The organism is Sulfitobacter brevis (genome assembly GCF_900112755.1).
GTDB lineage: Bacteria > Pseudomonadota > Alphaproteobacteria > Rhodobacterales > Rhodobacteraceae > Sulfitobacter > Sulfitobacter brevis.
The window spans coordinates 219070-237904 of record NZ_FOMW01000004.1; the positions used below are offsets into that span (position 1 = coordinate 219070).

Genomic DNA, 18835 nt, shown 5'->3' on the forward strand with positions numbered 1-18835 from the left:
CGATCCCCCGGGATATCTTCAGTCAAAAAAAGGGGCGGGTTCGCCAAGAGCCGCAGCGCAGAAATTCGCGATCAGCTGCGCGTCTTTGACGCCACGTGACGATTCGACACCGCTGGAAACATCGACCTGCCGTGCGCCCGTGAGCGCGATGGCTTCGGCGACATTTTCTGGGGTCAGCCCCCCTGCCAACATCCAAGGGATGGGCCAGCGACGTCCTGCGATGAGGCGCCAGTCAAAGGCAAGGCCGTTGCCACCGGGCAAAACCGCATCGCGCGGAGGTTTGGCGTCTATCAGGAGTTGATCGGCCACCCGGCCGTATTCATCAAGCTGAGCGAGGTCTTCAGGACCGGCAACGCCAATCGCCTTCATCACAGGCAGGCCGTAGCGCGCCTTAACCTCAACCACACGTTCAGGGCTTTCGCTCCCGTGTAGCTGCAACATGTCGAGCGGCACCTGTTCGGTCAGCGCATCGAGCATCGCATTGTCGGCATTCACGGTCAGGGCAACCTTGCAGACACCCATAGGGACAGTTGCGGCCATGAATGCCGCATCCCCAAATGTCAGATGACGGGGAGACTTTTCAAAAAATACAAAACCCAAATAGCGCGCGCCAGCGAACAGTGCGGCGGGCACGTCGGCAGGGTCGGTCAGCCCGCAAATCTTTACGTTAATAAGGCTCGTCACGGCGCTTAGCTGGCTTCATCCAACAGGGCCAGAACTTCGTCTTTGCCTTCGTGCTTCTCGGCTTTCAGACGTGCCACTTCGCGCTCAAGACGGCGCATTTCGCGGGCTTGTTTGGCGGCTTCGGCACGCTGTCCGTGTTCGCGGATCCACTCCCAGACAAAGCCGATCAACAGGCCTGCGACGATGCTGCCGAGGATCACGATGAACAGCGGCAGGTTAACTGCAGGCGTGACGGCAAACCAGCCGGACACTTCCGCAGGCAGAACCTGCAGGGTCACCATTGCGCGGTTTGCCAAAGCGACAGAGATTAGCGCCAGCGCAAAGATGGCGATACAAAGGTAGCGAACATAACGCATCAGGTGTTTCCGTTTAGCCGGTCACGCAGCAGTTTGCCGGTCTTGAAAAAGGGGACATGCTTCTCTTCGACATTAACGGTCTCACCGGTACGTGGGTTCCGTCCAACACGCGCATCGCGCTTTTTTACCGAGAAAGCCCCGAAGCCGCGCAGCTCAACCCGATCACCCTTGGCCATAGCGCCAGTGATCTCGTCAAAGATCGTGTTCACGATCCGCTCGACGTCGCGTTGGTAAAGGTGCGGATTATCGTCTGCAATCTTCTGGATCAGTTCCGACCGGATCATCGCTTATCCCCCCCGAGATGTGGCTGTTTTGAAATGTTCATTCCCGACTATAGAAAGAAAGCATCGAGCCGTGAAGGGAAAGCATTGCGGCTGATCGGTGTTTTTTTGCACGAAGACCCTGATTTCGGCGGGTTTTTTCTCGCATAGTGCGACACGCGATCAATTCAAGCTGCGCGGATGCAGCGGCGCGCCGAAACAAAGGGCACCCGATTCGCAAGAAAGGCCCCGCAGATTGCTCTGCGAGGCCTTTTGATTTTCAGCACATTGCTGGCGTGGGATTATTCGTCGCCCTTAAGCGCCGCACCCAAGATGTCACCAAGGCTCGCGCCGGAATCGGAGGAACCGTACTGCTGTACCGCTTCCTTCTCTTCCGCGATTTCGCGGGCTTTGATCGAGACGCCAAGACGGTGTGCCTTGCTGTCGACGTTGGTGATCCGCACGTCGACCTTGTCGCCAACGCTGAAACGCTCTGGGCGCTGCTCGGCACGGTCACGTGACAGGTCGGAGCGACGGATGAAGGACTTCATGCCTTCATATTCGACTTCGACGCCACCGTCTTCGATCTTGGTCACGTTCACAGTCACGATCGAGCCGCGCTTCACGCCGCCAACCGCTTCTGCGAACTTGTCGCCACCAACACCTTTGATCGACAGGGAGATACGCTCTTTCTCAACGTCAACCTCAGAGACAACCGCGCCGACCATGTCGCCCTTGCGGTAGTTCTGGATCGCGTCTTCGCCGCGCTCGTCCCATGACAGGTCGGAGAGGTGAACCATGCCGTCGATATCGCCTGGCAGGCCAACAAACAGACCGAATTCGGTGATGTTCTTGACTTCGCCTTCGACTTCGGTGCCCTCGGGGTGTGTTTCAGCGAACACTTCCCATGGGTTGCGCATGGTCTGCTTGAGACCAAGCGAAACGCGGCGCTTGGCACCGTCGATTTCCAGCACCATGACTTCGACTTCTTGGCTGGTCGACACGATCTTGCCGGGGTGCACGTTCTTTTTGGTCCAAGACATTTCGGAGACGTGAACCAGACCTTCGACACCGGGCTCCAGCTCCACGAAGGCGCCGTAATCGGTGATGTTGGTCACGCGGCCAGTGTGCGAGGATTCCAGCGGGTACTTGGCCTGAACCAGATCCCACGGGTCTTCTTGCAACTGCTTCATGCCAAGGCTGATGCGGTGTGTCTCTTTGTTGATCTTGATGACCTGCACCTTGATCGTTTCGCCGATGGCAAGGATCTCGGAGGGGTGGTTTACACGGCGCCATGCCATGTCGGTGACGTGCAACAAGCCGTCAACGCCGCCCAGATCAACGAACGCACCGTATTCGGTGATGTTTTTGACCACACCATCGACGGTCTGACCTTCGGTCAGGTTGCCAATGACTTCGGCGCGCTGTTCGGCACGGGACTCTTCGAGGATTGCACGGCGCGATACAACGATGTTGCCACGACGACGGTCCATTTTCAGAACCTGGAACGGCTGCTTGAGACCCATCAACGGGCCAGCGTCGCGCACGGGGCGCACATCAACCTGTGAGCCGGGAAGGAACGCAACAGCGCCGCCCAGATCGACAGTGAAACCGCCTTTGACGCGGCCAAAGATTGCGCCTTCGACACGCTCTTCTGCGGCGTAGGCCTTCTCCAAACGGTCCCATGCTTCTTCGCGGCGTGCCATCTCGCGGGAGATAACGGCTTCACCGCGCGAGTTTTCGACCTGACGAAGGAAAACTTCGACTTCGTCGCCAACTGCGATTTTGGGAGCTTCGCCTGGATCGGCAAATTCTTTAAGATCGACACGGCCTTCCATCTTGTAGCCGACGTCGATGATGGCCTGACCGGCCTCGATGGCAATTACTTTGCCTTTAACGACAGAACCCTCATCGGGCGTGTCCATTTCAAAGCTTTCTTCCAGTAGTGCTTCGAATTCGTCCATTGCTTTTGTCATGTAGCTAATCGTTTCCTTTTGTGTGTTTCTGGCCGTGCGGTTGTCTCCGCCGGTCTTGGAATGGATTTGGTCGGCGTGGCCCTTCGATGCGCAAACAAAACAGGGCCGGAAAAAACCGACCCCTGCCTGATATTTGCGCCCGAAGCTGTAATCGCCCCTTAGACACCGCGCGTATATGGAATTTGATGGCATCTTGCAAGGGGGAACGGGTGGGTGCACCCGCGCGCCTTTGGATACCAAAGCTGTCGTGCCCCTTCGGGCCGATGACTTTGGCAAGCGCGGCCCGAATGTAGACCATCCGGACCAGCTATTGTGCGTTTAGCCCCGCGAAGAGGGCGCAAGATTAGCTTTCGGTCGGGCCGCCAGCGTCTTTCCAGCCTGGGAAACCGCCGATATTGGTCACATTTGTATAGCCCATGTCTTTAAGTGTCTTGCCGGTCAGCGCTGCCTGACCGCCCGCGCCGCAGATCAGATAAAGCTCGGCGTCTTTCTTGAGAATCGGATTGTAGAAATCCTTCATCTCCGGATCCGCGCGAAATTCGATCATGCCGCGCGGGATACGGTGCGCACCCTTGATGGTGCCGGTTTCCGCGATCGCGGCGGAATCGCGGACATCGATAAAGACGCCTTCGCCTTTGGCATGCTTTTCAATCGCAGCCTTGGCGTCCAGCTTTGGAACGTCGGCATTCGCAGCGTCGAGATATTCTTTTGCAGTTTTCATAGTAATCTCCTTGGTCTGTGGTCTGCCCCTGACATAGTGCAGGTTTCACCTCGCACCAGTGGCCGAGCGAAAATACACGCAGCCCTTTGCCCGCAGCCCCGCTAGCCGCGCCGTTTGGACTCGATAAGCGCAACAACAGCAGCAACCGCATCGTCGATGGCCATCTCGGTGGTATCGACCTCAACCGCATCCTCGGCAGGGCGCAGCGGCGCATCCGCACGGCCCATATCGCGGGCGTCACGCGCCTGCACGTCGGCTAAAACCTCTTCAAAATTCGTGGCGTGCCCAGTCCCCGAAAGCTCAGCGAACCGGCGCTGCGCCCGCACCTCGGCGCTGGCCGTGACAAAGAGTTTTACTTGCGCTGCGGGGCAAATCACCGTCCCGATGTCGCGCCCGTCCAACACAGCGCCTCCGGCACGCAGAGCAAAGCTGCGCTGAAAGTCCACCAAGGCTGCGCGGACATCCGGCATCGCTGCCACACGACTGGCCTCCTGCGCGACGGCTGGCATGCGCAGCCCCTCGGCGTGCAAATCACTGGCGATCAAAGCCAATGCCGCCTGCAACGGCCCGACGCCTTCCAGCGATTTCACTGCCACCGCGCGGTAAAGTAATCCGGTATCGAGATGCGCAAAACCGAAATGCGCCGCAACTGCGCGTGAGATCGTGCCCTTGCCCGAGGCCGCTGGCCCATCAATCGCAACTGTAAAACCATCCATTGTCACTGCCCTCCCGGCCGCGCGTTAAACATCATCACGGGTTACTTGCGCACCCAATGCAGCCATTAACGGCTCGAAAATCGGGAAGGAGGTCGCGATCGGCCCGCCATCATCAACCCGCACCGGATTTTGGGCGGCCATACCAAGGATCAGCAAGGACATCGCAATGCGGTGATCGAGATGGCTGGCACAAAGCGCCCCGCCCTTGACGCCATCCGCACCATAACCGGTCACGATCCACCAATCCGGCCCGTCCTCGACTGTGACCCCGTTGGCGCGCAAACCGGTAGCCATGGCATCAATCCGGTCGCTCTCCTTGACCCGCAGTTCTTTCACGCCGCGCATCACTGTCTGGCCGCGTGCAAAAGACGCCACAACAGACAGGATCGGATATTCGTCAATCATGCTCGCGGCGCGCTCGGGTGGCACCTCAATCCCCTGCATATCGGGCGAATAACGCGCCCGCAGATCCGCGACTGGCTCGCCGCCTTCTTCGCGCTCGTTTTCAAAACTCAAGTCAGCGCCCATCTCGCGTAGCGTGGCAAACAACCCCGCCCGTGTCGGGTTCAAACCAATCCCCGGCACCAGAACATCTGATCCCGGCACGATCAACGCGGCGCAGACAGGAAAGGCCGCCGAAGACGGATCGCGCGGTACTTCGATATGTTGGGGCTGCAACTCAGGCTGGCCCGTCAATGTGATGACCCGCCCTTCTTCCGTATCTTCAACGGTGATCTCGGCCCCGAACCCCGCCAACATCCGCTCGGTGTGATCGCGCGTTGCTTCGGCCTCGATCACCTGCGTCTTACCGGGTGCATTCAATCCCGCCAGCAAGACCGCGGATTTCACCTGCGCCGAGGGCACCGGCACCACATAGCGCACCGGGACCGGCTCTGCCGCGCCAACCAAAGTCATCGGCAACCGCCCGCCCTCACGGCCCACGGACTGACAGCCGAACAAGGCCAGCGGGTCGGTCACCCGCGCCATAGGCCGCCCGTTCAAACTGGCGTCGCCGGTAAATGTTGCACTGATCGGCGAGGTCGCCATCGCCCCCATGATCAGCCGCACGCCCGTACCAGAATTACCGCAATCAATCACCTGATCAGGCTCGGCAAAGCCGCCAACACCCACGCCCTGCACCGACCATTTGCCGCCGCCATGCTCGGTCACTTCCGCCCCGAACGCCCGCATCGCCTTGGCGGTGTCCAACACATCCTGACCTTCCAGCAATCCGGTGATCGTGGTCTCGCCCACGCACAAGGCACCAAGGATCAACGCACGGTGCGAGATCGACTTATCGCCCGGCACCTCCGCCGTACCGGCAAGCGGCCCACATGGCGTTGAGGTCATCGGAATAGGTGCGGCGTGGCTTGACATGGAATACCCTTCTCTTGGATCCCCCCGCTTCTAGCCCAGCCCCCGCACGCCGTCCATGCCACCAGAACACAGAGCCTGTCTGGGCTCTCTCATTTTCGCAAAAAATATCCTGGGGGAGCTTGATCGGGCAAAGCCCCTTCGTCCGCCCGAAATATCAATCGCGGATAAACGTCAGGTAATGCGGCACCCGCCCTTCGCGCAGCGCCTTTTGCTCATAGCGGGTCGAAATCCAGTCATCCCACGGCTTTTCCCAATCCGTAGGGCCTTCGGCCGCCCAAGTGAACCCGTGCTGCGGCACCTGCTCTAAGGTCTGCCGCACATAATCTTCAATGTCGGTCGCAACACGGAACTGCGCACCCGACCGCAACACCCGCGCCAATGGCGCCAGATGCTCAGGGGTCACAAAACGCCTGCGGTGATGGCGCGATTTCGGCCAAGGGTCAGGATAGAGCAGAAACGCGCGATCAATCGAACCCTCCGGCAAAACATCAAGAATATCGCGCGCATCCCCGGGATAGACCGACACATTCTCCACGCCCGCGCGCCGTATCTTTCCCAACAGCATTGCCACGCCATTGATATAAATCTCGCAACCGAGAATCCCGACATTCGGATTTTGCGCCGCTTGATGTACCATATGCTCACCGCCGCCAAAGCCGATCTCTAGCCAGACCGGCCTGTCACCAAACAGATCTCTCAAATCCAAAGGGTCACGTTGGGGGTTATCCTCCCAACTCACCAGACCGGGGCTAAGCGGTGCGAGGTCTTCGTCGATATAGCCCTTCTGCGACGGCTTCAGCGACTTGCCTTTCAGGCGACCATAAAAATTGCGGCGGGGGCGAATGGGTGTGTTCATGGCCGCAGCCTTTAACCCGCAATCTGCGCGCCTGCAACGCCCCCCCCACCGCAGGGTAGATCGCGCCGACTGTCGCTAAACCAAGTTCATTTGGCCCTTCAAACTCCCCACGGAGCGTCAGCAACCCAAAACAAACTCTGGCAGTGCCAACAAAAAAGCCCCCCGCGCGGCGCACGGAGGGCTTAAATTCAAACCGCAGTATCTTGCGTCATATCGCTGCGCGCAACTGATCCACCAGATCCGTTCGCTCCCAGCTAAACCCGCCATCGGCTTCGGGTGCGCGTCCAAAGTGGCCATAGGCGGCCGTGCGCTGATAGATCGGCTTGTTAAGCTGCAAGTGCTCGCGAATTCCGCGGGGCGTCAGGTCGATAATCTTGCGGATCGCGTTTTCGATGGCCGTATCAGACACATCGGAATCGCCACCGGAGGTGTCACAGTAAATCGACAACGGCTTGCTGACCCCGATCGCATAGCTGAGCTGGATAGTGCATTTATTTGCCAGCCCCGCCGCGACGATGTTTTTCGCCAGATACCGCGCGACATAGGCCGCCGACCGGTCCACCTTGGTCGGATCCTTGCCAGAGAACGCGCCGCCGCCATGGGGTGCTGCCCCGCCATAGGTATCCACGATAATCTTGCGGCCCGTCAGACCTGCATCACCATCCGGCCCGCCAATCACAAAGGTGCCCGTCGGGTTGACCCACCATTCCGTCTCTTCCGAGATCCAGCCTGAGGGCAGAACTTCGCGGATATAGGGCTCCACGATGTCACGAATGTCCGCGCTGGTCTGGCTTTCATCAGCATGCTGCGTCGACAGCACGATCGAGCTTAAGCCCACGGGTTTGCCATTCTCATAGCGCACTGAAAGCTGGCTCTTGGCATCGGGGCGTAGCGTCGGCTCGGTGCCATCTTTACGCACCTCGGCCAAGCGCCGCAGAATGGCATGGGCATAATGGATGGGGGCCGGCATGAGCTCTGGCGTCTCATCCGTGGCAAAGCCAAACATGATCCCCTGATCGCCGGCGCCTTCTTCTTTTTCGCCAGAGGCATCGACGCCTTTAGCAATATGTGCAGACTGTTCGTGCAGCAAATTCATCACGTTACACGTCGCGTGATGAAACTTTTCCTGCTCATAGCCGATGTCTTTGATGCAGGCCCGGGCGATGCCCTCAATCTTTTCCATATACTCGGAGAGCTTGGTCTGGTCCGAAAGGCCAACTTCGCCCCCGATGACCACTTGGTTTGTCGTAGCGAATGTTTCTGCCGCGACCCGCGCTTCGGGTTCCTCGGCTAAAAAGGCATCCAGTACTGCGTCGGAAATGCGGTCGCAAACCTTGTCAGGATGGCCTTCGGAAACGGATTCCGAGGTAAAGGTATAGTTCTGGCGGGACATATCGTGCTCCATTCAAAATAATCTCACCACGTCAGGAAGCCGTTGTGGTCAGTCTAAGGGACTTAGCGAGCGCCCCCGTTAGGGTCAAACGCTATCTGGGTTTACCTGAACACGCTTTCGTCGGTGCGCCATTCCCGCAGCACCCAAGCCCAGCAGCAGCAAGATCATCAGCGGCCAGTCTTTCGTCCGGCTGTACAGCGTCGGCGGCAGCGGTGCAGGCAACGCGGCATCAACAAACCCTGCCTCGTTCAGCGCGAGCGAGGCAGTTATCCGGCCCTTGGGATCAATCATTGCCGAAATGCCGGTATTTGCGGCGCGGGCCAGCGGCAGACCTTGTTCGATCGCGCGCATCCGGGCTTGGGCCAGATGTTGCTTTGGCCCCGCAGCTTTGCCAAACCATGCATCATTGGTGATCTGGATCAGAAAGTTCGGGCGCGTCGGCGCGGCGTTCACATCATGCGGAAAGACCGCCTCATAGCAGATCAGCGGCAGCGCAGAACCCAACACGCCGAGGTCGAGCATCTCGGGGCCCGCGCCCTTGGAATAGCCATAGCCCTCACCCGCAGCCAAACCGTAGATCCCGAACTTAGCCAACAGGTCACCGAAGGGCATGTACTCGCCGTAAGGCACCAAATGGTGCTTGTCATAGACCTGCGCGACCTGCCCGTCGCGCTCCAGCACGGCGAGCGAATTATAGAACCGGCCCGCGCCCCGTCGTTGCACTCCAAGCATCACGGTCGCACCGGATTCAGTGGCGGCTGCGGCGATTTCATCAAGAGCGGATTGCGCCAGATCAAGCGACCACGGGATCGCAGTTTCGGACCAGACGACAAGTTCCGGAGCCGCCAAACCGGGTTGGGCGGGCGCAGCGGTATAGTCAAGCTGGCGGATAAAATGGGTCTCGATCAGGTCGGGCTTCCATTTGTCGCGCTGCGGAACGTTGGGCTGCACCAGCCGGATAACCGGTCTGTCGGCAACTTCAATCGCAACCGGCAGCAGCGAAACAGGCAGCATGACAGCAGCCAGAGCAGCAACCAAAACCGCACCTTGCGCCAGTCGTGCGCCAAAAGAAACCCGCTGTGTCGAGACCATGACCGCCACGGCGACCATCGCCATGCTGACCGCATAAGGTCCGATCCACGCCAGTGCCTGACCGCCGATCACCCCCACCAGTGCCTGCGAGGGCATGCCCCAGGCAAATCCCGTAAAGGCATAGGCACGCAATATTTCAGCCAGCGGCAGCGCAAAAATCAATGGCCATGCCCGTGCCGAAAGCCGCCGCGCGACGCCAAAGGCCAGCGCCCAATAGGACGCCATGAACAGAGACAGGCCCAATAGTGCAAAAGGCGCGATCCACGCATGCTTTTCCGGCTGTACCATGAAGGGCGATACCAGCCACTGAAGAACATGGACAAAATATCCCGTTCCAAAGGCCCAACCAAGCCAGGCGGCAGACCACGCTCCTGCCCGCGCACGATAGAGCCAAACGGCACCGATCAGCGCAAACAGCAGCAAGAACGGCAGATCATAGGGGGCCTGCCCGAAACCGCCAATCGCGCCAAGGCCGGCGGCCAGCGCAAGCTGTACCCAGCCCGACCTCTTTGTGATCATCCGTTGGCACCCATCGTGCGTACGCGCAGCCGTTTAATCCGGCGCGGATCAGCGTCGATGACCTCGAACTCCGGCCCGTCAGGGTGCAACACCACTTCGCCGCGCGCGGGCACACGACCCGACAGCATCACGACCAAACCGCCCAATGTATCAATCTCTTCTTCATCTACAGTGTCATGGTCGGTCAACGAATGGCCGATCTCGGCTTCGAAATCTGCCAGCGGCGTTTTTGCGAGGGCGAGATAGGTGCCGGGTTTTTCCACGGTCCAGTACTTGCCTTCGTCAACGTCATGTTCGTCTTCGATCTCCCCGATGACCTGTTCGATCAGATCTTCGATGGTGACCAACCCGTCAACGCCGCCGTATTCATCGATTACCAGCGCCATGTGTCGCCGTTCAGCCTGCATTTTGGTCAGCAAGACTCCGATCGTCATCGAGGGCGGCACAAACAGCAAAGGCCGCAACATCGCTTTAAAATCGAAATTATGCGCGGTGCCGTTGAAGCCGAAATTCAGCGCCAGATCTTTGAGGTGCGCCAGACCGACTGGAGTATCAAGCGTGCCGTCATAGACCGGAAGCCGCGTCAGCCCGCTTTCCTTAAAGACAGCAACAAGCTCGTCCATACTTGAGGAGATCGGCACGGCAGTGATGTCAGCCTTTGGCACGGCCACGTCATCCACCCGCATGCGGCGCAGGTTTATCATCCCATGGGTGCTCGGCCGCGCGTCGGAGCCATTACCGTTGCCGGTTGGTTCCTCGCTTTCCGAGGGGCTTAGCGCCTCTATGACACGAGAGAAAAATCCACCGCTTTTTACAGAGCTTTCTTCGATTTGCTCTATGTCTTCATCTGCAAGCGCGCGTTGCGCCGCGTCAGATGGTCCGTCTGTATCGCCCATCGGGTCCTGTCTTCATCCTGTCTTGGCCGGTCCGACCGTTAATTTACATATATGGGTCATCAAGACCCAGATTACCAAGTATTTCGACTTCAAGACGCTCCATCAGCGTCGCATCGGCATCATCGACATGATCATAGCCCAACAAATGCAGGGTGCCGTGGATGATCAGATGTGTAACGTGATCGGCAAAGGGTCGCGCAGCCGCCTCGGCTTCGGCTTGGCATGTCTCGAAACTTAGCGCGATGTCTCCCAGTTCAAGCAGCCCGTCAAGCCCGGCCTCGGGGGCCTGCGGAATGCCGCCCGATTGCGCTGCAGCGCGTTCCTCGGCGGGCCAGCTGAGCACGTTTGTCGGCGTGGGCTTGGCGCGGAAGTCGCCGTTGAGCACTGCGATGCGCGTGTCGTCACAGGCCAGCAGCGTGACTTCGCTAATCTCTGGGTCGATATTGAGGTGCACTAATGTGGCGCGCACCGCTTGGGCGGCGTGGTCTTCGAGGTCGAGCGCGGTCCAGCGGTCATCCTCGATGACGATGTCGAGCGTCTCCATCACTGGCGCACGGGGACCAGCCCCCGCCACCCTAGGACATTTTGCGTCAACAAAAGAGGGGCAATGTTCATCCTGACGCGGCTGTATCGGCTTCGTAGGCTTCGATGATGGCAGCGACGAGCGGGTGGCGCACAACATCTTTCGAGGTGAAGTAGTTAAAGGCGATTTTAGGGATACCCGCGAGCAGCCGTTCTGCATCGGCAAGGCCAGAGGGCACACCGCGCGGCAAATCGATCTGGGTACGGTCACCGGTGATGACCATGCGGCTGTTCTGGCCCAGACGGGTCAGGAACATTTTCATCTGCATGGAGGTCGCGTTCTGGGCCTCATCCAGCACCACAAACGCATTGCTGAGCGTGCGCCCGCGCATAAAGGCAAGCGGCGCGATTTCGATGCGTTTGTCTTCGAGCAATTTGGCTAATTGCTTGCCGGGCAGGAAATCGTTCAGCGCATCATAGAGCGGCTGCATGTAAGGATCGACCTTGTCCTTCATGTCGCCGGGCAGATAGCCAAGCTTTTCACCGGCCTCGACGGCGGGGCGGCTGAGGATGATCTTGTCAACATGGCCACCGATGAACATCGACACGCCGACGGCGACCGCAAGATAGGTTTTGCCGGTACCGGCGGGGCCGATGCCAAAGGCCAGCTCGTTATTAAACAGCGACTGGACATAGGCCTTTTGCGCTTCGGTGCGCGGCTCAACGCGTTTTTTGCGGGTCTGGATTTCGATCGACCCGCCGATTGGCATTTCGATCTGGTCCCCGTCGCGCACACCGGTCCCCACAGCAGAATTCCCCATCCGCAGCAGGCTTTCGACATCGGCGAGCTCAACGGACCGGCCACCCTCAAGACGGGTATAGAGCGCGTTGAGTAGCGCCTCGCCTTGTTCGGTCGCCTCGGCCTCCCCCATCAGCGTGAGATGATTACCGCGCCGTACGATCTGGATATCGAGGCCTTTTTCAATCGCCGCCAGATGCGCGTCATAGGCGCCGCATAGGTCAATCAACAGCCGGTTATCGGGATAATCCAACACCCGCTCGGAGGGCGCTGATGCGGTGGTCATGAGATCGCTTGAAGGCAAGGCAGGCTCCTGCAAAGGGGTGTGAACAACAAATAGGGGTTTGAACGCGGATGTGTAGGGCTGCAAATCGGAATTGCAGACAAAAAAGGCCGGAGCGCGAAACGCTCCGGCCTGTTATAGGATTTTGTGCGCGGCAATGTCAGTTCGGGTCCCGAACGTTTGAACCGCCTTTGAAATCGCCAACTGTAAAGGTTGGATCAGCGACGCCGGAGCAGACTGGTTTGCCAAATTTATCGAGACGCGCAGAGAGGTATCCCTCGACCCCGTCATCGATGATCCAGTGGTCGCAGCCGTTCGGATCGACCCAAATACCGGCCTGAAGCTGGCTGAGGTGCTTTTTGTCGAAGCCACGGTCGTAGGTTTTATCAGCAGGATAACCCCGGCCAAGTCCACCTTCGTAATCGGCGCAAGCGGTCAGACCAAAGGCACAGGCCGTGACCATAAGAATTTTTGTTTTAATCACAACGATGTCCCCTTAGCGAATGCAGATGATTTCGACGCGGCGGTTCTTGGCCATATTGGCTGCTGAACTGTTTGCCACTGCTGGCATGCGTTCGCCGTAGCCCCGTACATCCGCGATCCGCGCGCCAGTTGCAGCTGCCACAGCGGCGACCGAATTGGCACGGTTGTATGACAGGCGCATGTTGTACTCGTCAGAGGCGCGGCTGTCGGTGTGGCCGGTAATGATGTAGGACACCGCACCGGTTGTCTGGAAAAAGTTCGCCAGACGCGCCTTGCCCGGAGAGCTGATCCGGTAGCTGTCGGTGGCGAAAAACTGATCGGTTTCCATTACACCGCAGACATTACCGCGCCGGCAAACCGGAATACCCTGACGGGTGGTGTGCGGCGTCATATAGCCTTCGGCACCGTCGTCCATGACCCAGTGTTCACAGCCATCGGGGTCAACCCAGATGGTCGGAATGTACTGGCCTTTGTCGCGGCCTTGTTGTGACCGCGTTTGCGCATCGGCAGCTGATGCTTGAAATGCGAGTGCTGCAACCAGTGCCACACTGGCCAGCGCACGCACGGCTTTGGAGATTGTGTTTACCACAGCCTAGTTTCCTTATCCTGTTCCCCCACGAAAGAGCTGCCCATCCCAGGTCCGGTCCAGCTCCGCATAAAGGCAGGTTAGGTTTATTTTTCTGTGCTGTGAAGGGAAGATGTCAATTTTGTGCCCTGATTTCACGGGTATAGCGACGAAATACGGCAGTATCGGAAAGATTGTCCCTGTTTGATGCCCAAGGCCCTGCATAAATGGCGTGGAGCAGTGCGCGAAAGAGATGCGCATCCGGCGCTGCCGACCTGCGAACCTGAGCGGGACAAAGCAGGCGTAAGTCGCAGGTTAACCGCTGCAGCCTTGATGATTGAAGCGCAGCCCGCGACAATCAACTGCTCTTGTGAGATACTGTTTCCGACAGCGCGACAGTCAACGAAATTGTTTCTTGATTCGCACCAACCACTGAGCCAGCGTGAAGTCATTCAATGCCAGCGCTGTCGATGATTTCCACTGGAACGCTTTCGCGCAACGCCACGTTATTGAACTGCTGGGCCGACATTTTTCGGCTTTAACAACTGGGGTGTAGAAATGATTAAAAATCTGGGAGTGGCTGCTGTTATCGCAGCTATGGGGCTGCCAGCCATCGCTGGTGGAAATGCACACGGACATCACAATTACGGCGCTTACGGGCCAACCGGCAATCAAATTGTGGTCAGCTGCTATCGCGGTCCGTGGAAAGAAGTGATCTGGGACCGTCCGAACGCGGTTTTCGTCGATAGTCTGGTCTCGGTCGGCTATGACTTTTCAACCGCAGCGGCGATCGCCGAGCGGGTATGCCGCGATCAAACTCTGGTCGGCAATCCCGGCGCATTGAAGGCAAATATGGAAAATATCTGGCATCAGCCCGGATCGCATCGCCGCCACAACTATTGAGCACTCTGCACAGCCGTGCCCTGACGAGCGGCGCGGCTGTGACTTACAAAATCCGGCCGTCAGCGCACCACGGCAGAGAGCGAATTGCGCTTGGCCTCGACCACCCGAACCTTTTGAACAGTCCCTATTTCCGCCGTCGTGTCCTCGATATGGACCGCGTGCAGATACTCGGACTTACCGACCATCTGCCCTGCCAACCGACCCGGCTTTTCCACCAAAACCGATAGATCCCGTCCGACCATGCTTTGCTGGATCTCTTGCTGCTGCTCGGTAATCAGCGCTTGCAGCCGTTGCAGACGCTCGTCGGCCACAGCCGGGTCTACCAAGGGACGCTCGGCCGCAGGTGTACCGGGGCGCGAGGAATATTTGAACGAATAGGCGTAGCCGTAGCGGACTTCGCGCACCAAATCCAACGTCGCCTCGAAATCCGCATCGGTCTCTTCGGGGAAGCCGACAATAAAATCGCCGGACATCACGATATCGGGGCGCGCAGCACGGATGCGCTCTATCAACTTGAGATAGCTTTCGGCGGTATGGCTGCGGTTCATCCGCTTGAGGATACGATCAGACCCCGACTGCACGGGCAGATGCAAATAGGGCATCAGCTTTTCAACCTCGGCATGAGCCGCGATCAGCGCGTCATCCATGTCGTTGGGGTGGCTGGTGGTATAGCGGATCCGCTCCAGCCCATCGACCTTTGCCAAGTCGCGGATCAATCCGGCCAGCGTTGTGCCGCCGTGGTAGGCGTTGACGTTCTGACCCAGAAGAGTGACTTCGCGGACGCCCCGCTCGACCAGATCGCGGGCTTCTTCAAGCACCCGCGCCGCAGGGCGCGAGACTTCGGAGCCACGGGTATAAGGCACCACGCAGAAGGCGCAGAATTTGTCGCAGCCTTCCTGAACCGTCAGAAAGGCGGCAGGGGCGCGGCGGGCCTTGGGGCGGGATTTGAGGTGGTCGAATTTGTCTTCCGGCGGAAAATCGGTGTCGAGAGCACTCTGGCCGCTGCGCACTTTGGCCTCCATCTCCGGCAGGCGATGGTAGGATTGCGGACCGACGACCAGATCAACGGCAGGCTGGCGGCGCATGATCTCGGCGCCTTCGGCCTGAGCCACACAACCCGCGACAGCGATTTTTAGATTGGGATTTGCCTCTTTGAGCGGCTTCATGCGACCGAGTTCGGAATAGACTTTCTCGGCGGCTTTCTCACGGATGTGGCAGGTATTAAGCAGGATCATATCCGCGTCGTCAGCCCGATCGGTGGCGACATACCCCTGCCCGCCCAAAGCCTCCGCCATGCGTTCACTATCGTAGACATTCATCTGGCAGCCATAGGTTTTGATGAACAGCTTTTTGGGCGTTGTCATGGCAGATATCCGGGTTAGGAGGCAGAAACGCGGTCTAGCAGTGTCCTGCCCCGCTTGCAATGCACAGCGAATTGACCGATTCTGGCCCGCAGGTACAGCACGCGAGGGCTTATGCATTTCCCCGATCTGGCGACGATGATCAAAGACAGCGCCGACACATTGGCCAAAGGAGCCACGGCGATTGTGATGGTCGAGGATGATATCGAGGTCGATACCACGCTGCGCCACCACCAGCAGGCGGGGTTTGCCAATGTGATCGCGCTGATGCCTGCCGGTTTTGATCTGGCGAAAGACCTGCAGAAATCAGTGCTGCGGGTCGATTATGACATGTACCGCGATCAGGCGATGGAGCGCGGCCTGAACCAGATCATCGACGCGGTGCCGGGCCAGTGGCTGTACTACTGTTATAATGCGGAGTTCCTGTTCCATCCGTTTTGCGAGACCCGAAACATCAACGAGATGCTGGCCTTTCATACCGAAGAGCGGCGCCATGCGATGCTGGCCTATGTGATCGACCTCTATGCCGACGATCTGGAACAGCATCCAAACGCGGTATCGCTGGACCGCGCGCATCTGGACCGCTCGGGCTACTATGCGCTGGCACGGCACGCCAAGACGACCGATGGCCATCCGATGGAACGGCAGTTAGATTTTTTCGGGGGTCTGCGCTGGCGCTATGAGGAGCATGTGCCTGCAGCGCGGCGCAAGATCGACCGCATTCCGCTGTTTCGCGCCAAAAAGGGTCTGCGCGTACGCAGCGATCACACTTTTAATGATGAAGAATATAATACCTACGCTTGCCCGTGGCACCACAATATCACGGCGGCGGTCTGTTCGTTCCGAACGGCCAAGGCGTTGAAGACCAATCCGGGCAGCACCTTTGATATCCACACCTTCAAATGGCACAACTCGGCGCCGTTTGAATGGCATTCGCGGCAATTGCTGGATTTGGGTCTGATGGAACCGGGCCAATGGTTTTGAGGCAGCCGGTTATCGGATTATAAAGGTTTGGGTGGCCTGCCCGTGTGGCGGGCAGGCACATTCGTTCGATGTGACGGATCAGCTTTCGCTCAGCGCGACCTTCATGTCTTTGACCTGATAGATCACTTCGCCATCGGCTTCGACGATGCCATCGGCAACGCCCATCGTAAGGCGGCGGGTCTGAATCGCTTTGGTAAAGTCGATTTTATACGTCAGCATTTTGCGGTCGGGGCGTACCATGCCGGTCAGCTTGACCTCGCCGACGCCCAGCGCATAGCCGCGCCCCTGCCAGCCGCGCCAGCCGAGGTTAAATCCGGTAAGCTGCCAAAGGCCGTCAAGGCCAAGGCATCCGGGCATAATCGGGTTGCCGGGGAAGTGGCAGTCGAAGAACCACAAGTCTGGCGTGATGTCGAACTCGGCGACAATATGGCCTTTGCCATGGGCACCGCCATCACCCGAGACCTCGGTGATCCGGTCCATCATCAGCATCGGCGGGGCGGGAAGCTGGGCATTGCCGGGGCCGAATAGCTCGCCCCTTGCACATTTCAGCAAGTCGTCCTTGTCGAAGCTGGTGGGGTAATCGGCCATAATTGCGGCTCTCCTGCTGGATGGTTTTTGTTGCATTCCCGTTTAGCATTGCCACAGCCCGTGCTGCAAGGGGACCGGCGATGAGCGGGGATGTAGGGTGGCACTGCGCGTATGGTTTGACAGGCTAAAGGTGCAATATGTGGATTTGGTTTGAAAAACCGCTGCATTGCCCCCTATATAACAAGGTAAAGGGCAGTGGAGCCGAAATGACTGAATTGCAGATTGAAGCAGGGACAAGGTGGCTGGAGCAGGCCGGCCTGCGCCCGACCCGTCAGCGCGTCACGCTGGCGAGCCTGTTGGTGGGCGACGGCAAGCACCGCCATGTTACAGCCGAAAGCCTGTTTGATGCGGCTAAAGGTCAGGGTGATGCGGTATCTCTGGCCACGGTCTACAACACTTTGCGCGCCTTCTGCACGGCGGGGTTGTTGCACGAAGTCACTGTGGATGGTTCCAAAAGCTATTTCGACACGGACACCCATGATCACCCGCATTACTTTTGGGAAGACGATGGCACGCTGACCGACGCACCGTCGGATGATTTGGTGATTGCACAATTACCTGCCGCACCTGCAGGAGCCGAGATCGTAAGCGTCGATGTAGTGATCCGCTTGCGACGCAAAGACACCACCGCATAGACGGACTTTCATATGTCGCATCCGCTTATTACCCAGACCCACATCGTTACCTATCAGCGTGACGGGGTCGTGCTGGTCAAGGGGCTGTTCGCCGACCATGTCGATGCCCTGCGCAGCGGGGTGGAGCGTAATATGGTCGATCCCGGTCCTTATGCATCAAACAACGATAAGGCTGGCGAGACGGGGCGGTTTTTCGACGATTACTGCAACTGGCAACGTATCGAAGAATTCGCAGAGGTGATCCGGAACTCTCCCGCTGCCGAGGTCGGGGCAGATTTGATGCAAAGCCAAACGGCGCAGGTTTTTCATGACCACGTGCTGGTGAAAGAGCCGGGCACCTCGATGGCGACACCGTGGCATCAGGACGGCCCCTATTACTTTGTCGAAGGCCGCCAGACAGTCAGCTTCTGGTCGCCGCTTGATCCGGTCACCGATGCCTCGTTGCGCTGTGTCGCTGGGTCACACCTGTGGGAGAAGCCGGTTTTGCCGACCCGCTGGACAAAGGGCGATGCATTTTTTGATCCAGCGCCCTATATGCCGGTGCCTGATCCGGACGCGGAGGGCATGGATATTCGCGAATGGGAAATGGAACCGGGCGATGCGGTGGCCTTTAACTACGGCACGCTGCACGGTGCGCGGGGCAACAAGTCGGTGGCACGGCGGCGGGCCTTTTCGCTGCGGTTATTGGGAGATGACGCGCGTTATATCGCGCGGCCCGGCCCGACGTCGCCGCCCTTTCCCGACCACGGCATGCAACCCGGTGCGCGTTTGCGCGAAGACTGGTTTCCAACTCTGTTCAAACGCGCTTGAGGCGGGCGGCGCGAACGCGGCGTCCTGCGCGTCTGTCGCAGGGCCACTTGCGGCTT

At 58.7% G+C, this 18835-nt stretch carries 21 protein-coding genes and 1 riboswitch; of the genes, 4 read left to right on the top strand and 17 right to left on the bottom strand.

Translation table 11 applies throughout. The features are described from left to right. Window positions 1-18: 18 nt before the first annotated feature. The 15 genes from BM174_RS07110 to BM174_RS07180 form a co-directional block, all read right to left on the bottom strand. Window positions 19-684, bottom strand: a complete 666-nt coding sequence (locus BM174_RS07110; RefSeq protein WP_093923151.1) for a phosphoribosylanthranilate isomerase — start codon at window positions 682-684, stop codon at window positions 19-21. Between the two features lie 5 nt (window positions 685-689). Then, complete coding sequence (locus tag BM174_RS07115; RefSeq protein ID WP_093923152.1) at window positions 690-1040, bottom strand: lipopolysaccharide assembly protein LapA domain-containing protein; 351 nt, start codon at window positions 1038-1040, stop codon at window positions 690-692. Beyond that, window positions 1040-1324 carry an integration host factor subunit beta gene (ihfB, locus tag BM174_RS07120; RefSeq protein WP_093923153.1) on the bottom strand — a complete coding sequence of 95 codons (285 nt, stop codon included), beginning with the start codon at window positions 1322-1324 and terminating at the stop codon, window positions 1040-1042. The genes BM174_RS07115 and ihfB overlap by 1 nt, the downstream gene beginning before the upstream one ends. Window positions 1325-1602: 278 nt before the next feature. Continuing rightward, a complete protein-coding gene (gene rpsA, locus BM174_RS07125) occupies window positions 1603-3468 on the bottom strand; it encodes a 30S ribosomal protein S1 (RefSeq protein ID WP_281244845.1) in 1866 nt (621 codons plus the stop codon). 151 nt (window positions 3469-3619) lie between these two features. Then, window positions 3620-3997: a rhodanese-like domain-containing protein gene (locus tag BM174_RS07130; RefSeq protein WP_093923155.1), complete on the bottom strand. Its 378-nt coding sequence runs from the start codon at window positions 3995-3997 to the stop codon at window positions 3620-3622. Between the two features lie 101 nt (window positions 3998-4098). Further along, window positions 4099-4713, bottom strand: a complete 615-nt coding sequence (locus tag BM174_RS07135) for a (d)CMP kinase (protein ID WP_093923156.1) — start codon at window positions 4711-4713, stop codon at window positions 4099-4101. 24 nt (window positions 4714-4737) lie between these two features. Then, window positions 4738-6090 carry a 3-phosphoshikimate 1-carboxyvinyltransferase gene (gene aroA, locus BM174_RS07140; protein ID WP_093923157.1) on the bottom strand — a complete coding sequence of 451 codons (1353 nt, stop codon included), beginning with the start codon at window positions 6088-6090 and terminating at the stop codon, window positions 4738-4740. Window positions 6091-6244: 154 nt separating this feature from the next. Next, window positions 6245-6946 (bottom strand): tRNA (guanosine(46)-N7)-methyltransferase TrmB, encoded by a 702-nt coding sequence (gene trmB, locus BM174_RS07145; RefSeq protein WP_093923158.1) that lies wholly within the window; start codon window positions 6944-6946, stop codon window positions 6245-6247. 208 nt (window positions 6947-7154) lie between these two features. Beyond that, window positions 7155-8339, bottom strand: coding sequence for a methionine adenosyltransferase (gene metK / locus BM174_RS07150; RefSeq protein ID WP_093923159.1), 1185 nt, complete (start codon window positions 8337-8339; stop codon window positions 7155-7157). 4 nt (window positions 8340-8343) lie between these two features. Continuing rightward, window positions 8344-8393: riboswitch (SAM-SAH riboswitch) on the bottom strand. 30 nt (window positions 8394-8423) lie between these two features. Further along, window positions 8424-9950, bottom strand: coding sequence for an apolipoprotein N-acyltransferase (lnt, locus tag BM174_RS07155; RefSeq protein ID WP_093923160.1), 1527 nt, complete (start codon window positions 9948-9950; stop codon window positions 8424-8426). Further along, on the bottom strand, window positions 9947-10846 hold the full coding sequence (locus BM174_RS07160) for a hemolysin family protein (RefSeq protein ID WP_093923161.1): 900 nt from the start codon (window positions 10844-10846) through the stop codon (window positions 9947-9949). Before BM174_RS07160 ends, lnt begins: the two co-directional genes overlap by 4 nt. A 43-nt stretch (window positions 10847-10889) precedes the next feature. Continuing rightward, a complete protein-coding gene (gene ybeY, locus BM174_RS07165; RefSeq protein WP_093923162.1) occupies window positions 10890-11390 on the bottom strand; it encodes an rRNA maturation RNase YbeY in 501 nt (166 codons plus the stop codon). Window positions 11391-11457: 67 nt separating this feature from the next. Continuing rightward, window positions 11458-12453, bottom strand: coding sequence for a PhoH family protein (locus BM174_RS07170; RefSeq protein WP_093923163.1), 996 nt, complete (start codon window positions 12451-12453; stop codon window positions 11458-11460). 157 nt (window positions 12454-12610) lie between these two features. Continuing rightward, complete coding sequence (locus BM174_RS07175; RefSeq protein ID WP_177209438.1) at window positions 12611-12934, bottom strand: hypothetical protein; 324 nt, start codon at window positions 12932-12934, stop codon at window positions 12611-12613. A 12-nt stretch (window positions 12935-12946) separates the two neighbouring features. Further along, entirely contained in the window at window positions 12947-13522 is a 576-nt protein-coding gene (locus tag BM174_RS07180) for an OmpA family protein (protein WP_093923164.1), read from the bottom strand. Between the two features lie 534 nt (window positions 13523-14056). Between BM174_RS07180 and BM174_RS07185 the strand changes: the two genes are divergently transcribed. Further along, window positions 14057-14401 (top strand): hypothetical protein, encoded by a 345-nt coding sequence (locus BM174_RS07185; RefSeq protein WP_093923165.1) that lies wholly within the window; start codon window positions 14057-14059, stop codon window positions 14399-14401. Between the two features lie 59 nt (window positions 14402-14460). Here BM174_RS07185 and miaB read toward each other — a convergent pair whose 3' ends face one another. Continuing rightward, window positions 14461-15765: a tRNA (N6-isopentenyl adenosine(37)-C2)-methylthiotransferase MiaB gene (miaB, locus tag BM174_RS07190; protein ID WP_093923166.1), complete on the bottom strand. Its 1305-nt coding sequence runs from the start codon at window positions 15763-15765 to the stop codon at window positions 14461-14463. Between the two features lie 111 nt (window positions 15766-15876). Here miaB and BM174_RS07195 point away from each other — a divergent pair, with 111 nt between their 5' ends. Next, window positions 15877-16746 (top strand): hypothetical protein, encoded by an 870-nt coding sequence (locus BM174_RS07195; RefSeq protein ID WP_093923167.1) that lies wholly within the window; start codon window positions 15877-15879, stop codon window positions 16744-16746. Between the two features lie 78 nt (window positions 16747-16824). On the opposite strand, the gene fabA is transcribed toward BM174_RS07195, so the two are convergent. After that, window positions 16825-17334 carry a bifunctional 3-hydroxydecanoyl-ACP dehydratase/trans-2-decenoyl-ACP isomerase gene (gene fabA, locus BM174_RS07200; RefSeq protein WP_093923168.1) on the bottom strand — a complete coding sequence of 170 codons (510 nt, stop codon included), beginning with the start codon at window positions 17332-17334 and terminating at the stop codon, window positions 16825-16827. 206 nt (window positions 17335-17540) lie between these two features. Between fabA and irrA the strand changes: the two genes are divergently transcribed. Together irrA and BM174_RS07210 are read left to right on the top strand one after the other, a co-directional pair. Further along, complete coding sequence (gene irrA, locus BM174_RS07205) at window positions 17541-17969, top strand: iron response transcriptional regulator IrrA (RefSeq protein WP_093923269.1); 429 nt, start codon at window positions 17541-17543, stop codon at window positions 17967-17969. Between the two features lie 12 nt (window positions 17970-17981). Then, entirely contained in the window at window positions 17982-18779 is a 798-nt protein-coding gene (locus BM174_RS07210) for a phytanoyl-CoA dioxygenase family protein (protein ID WP_093923169.1), read from the top strand. Window positions 18780-18835: the final 56 nt, after the last annotated feature.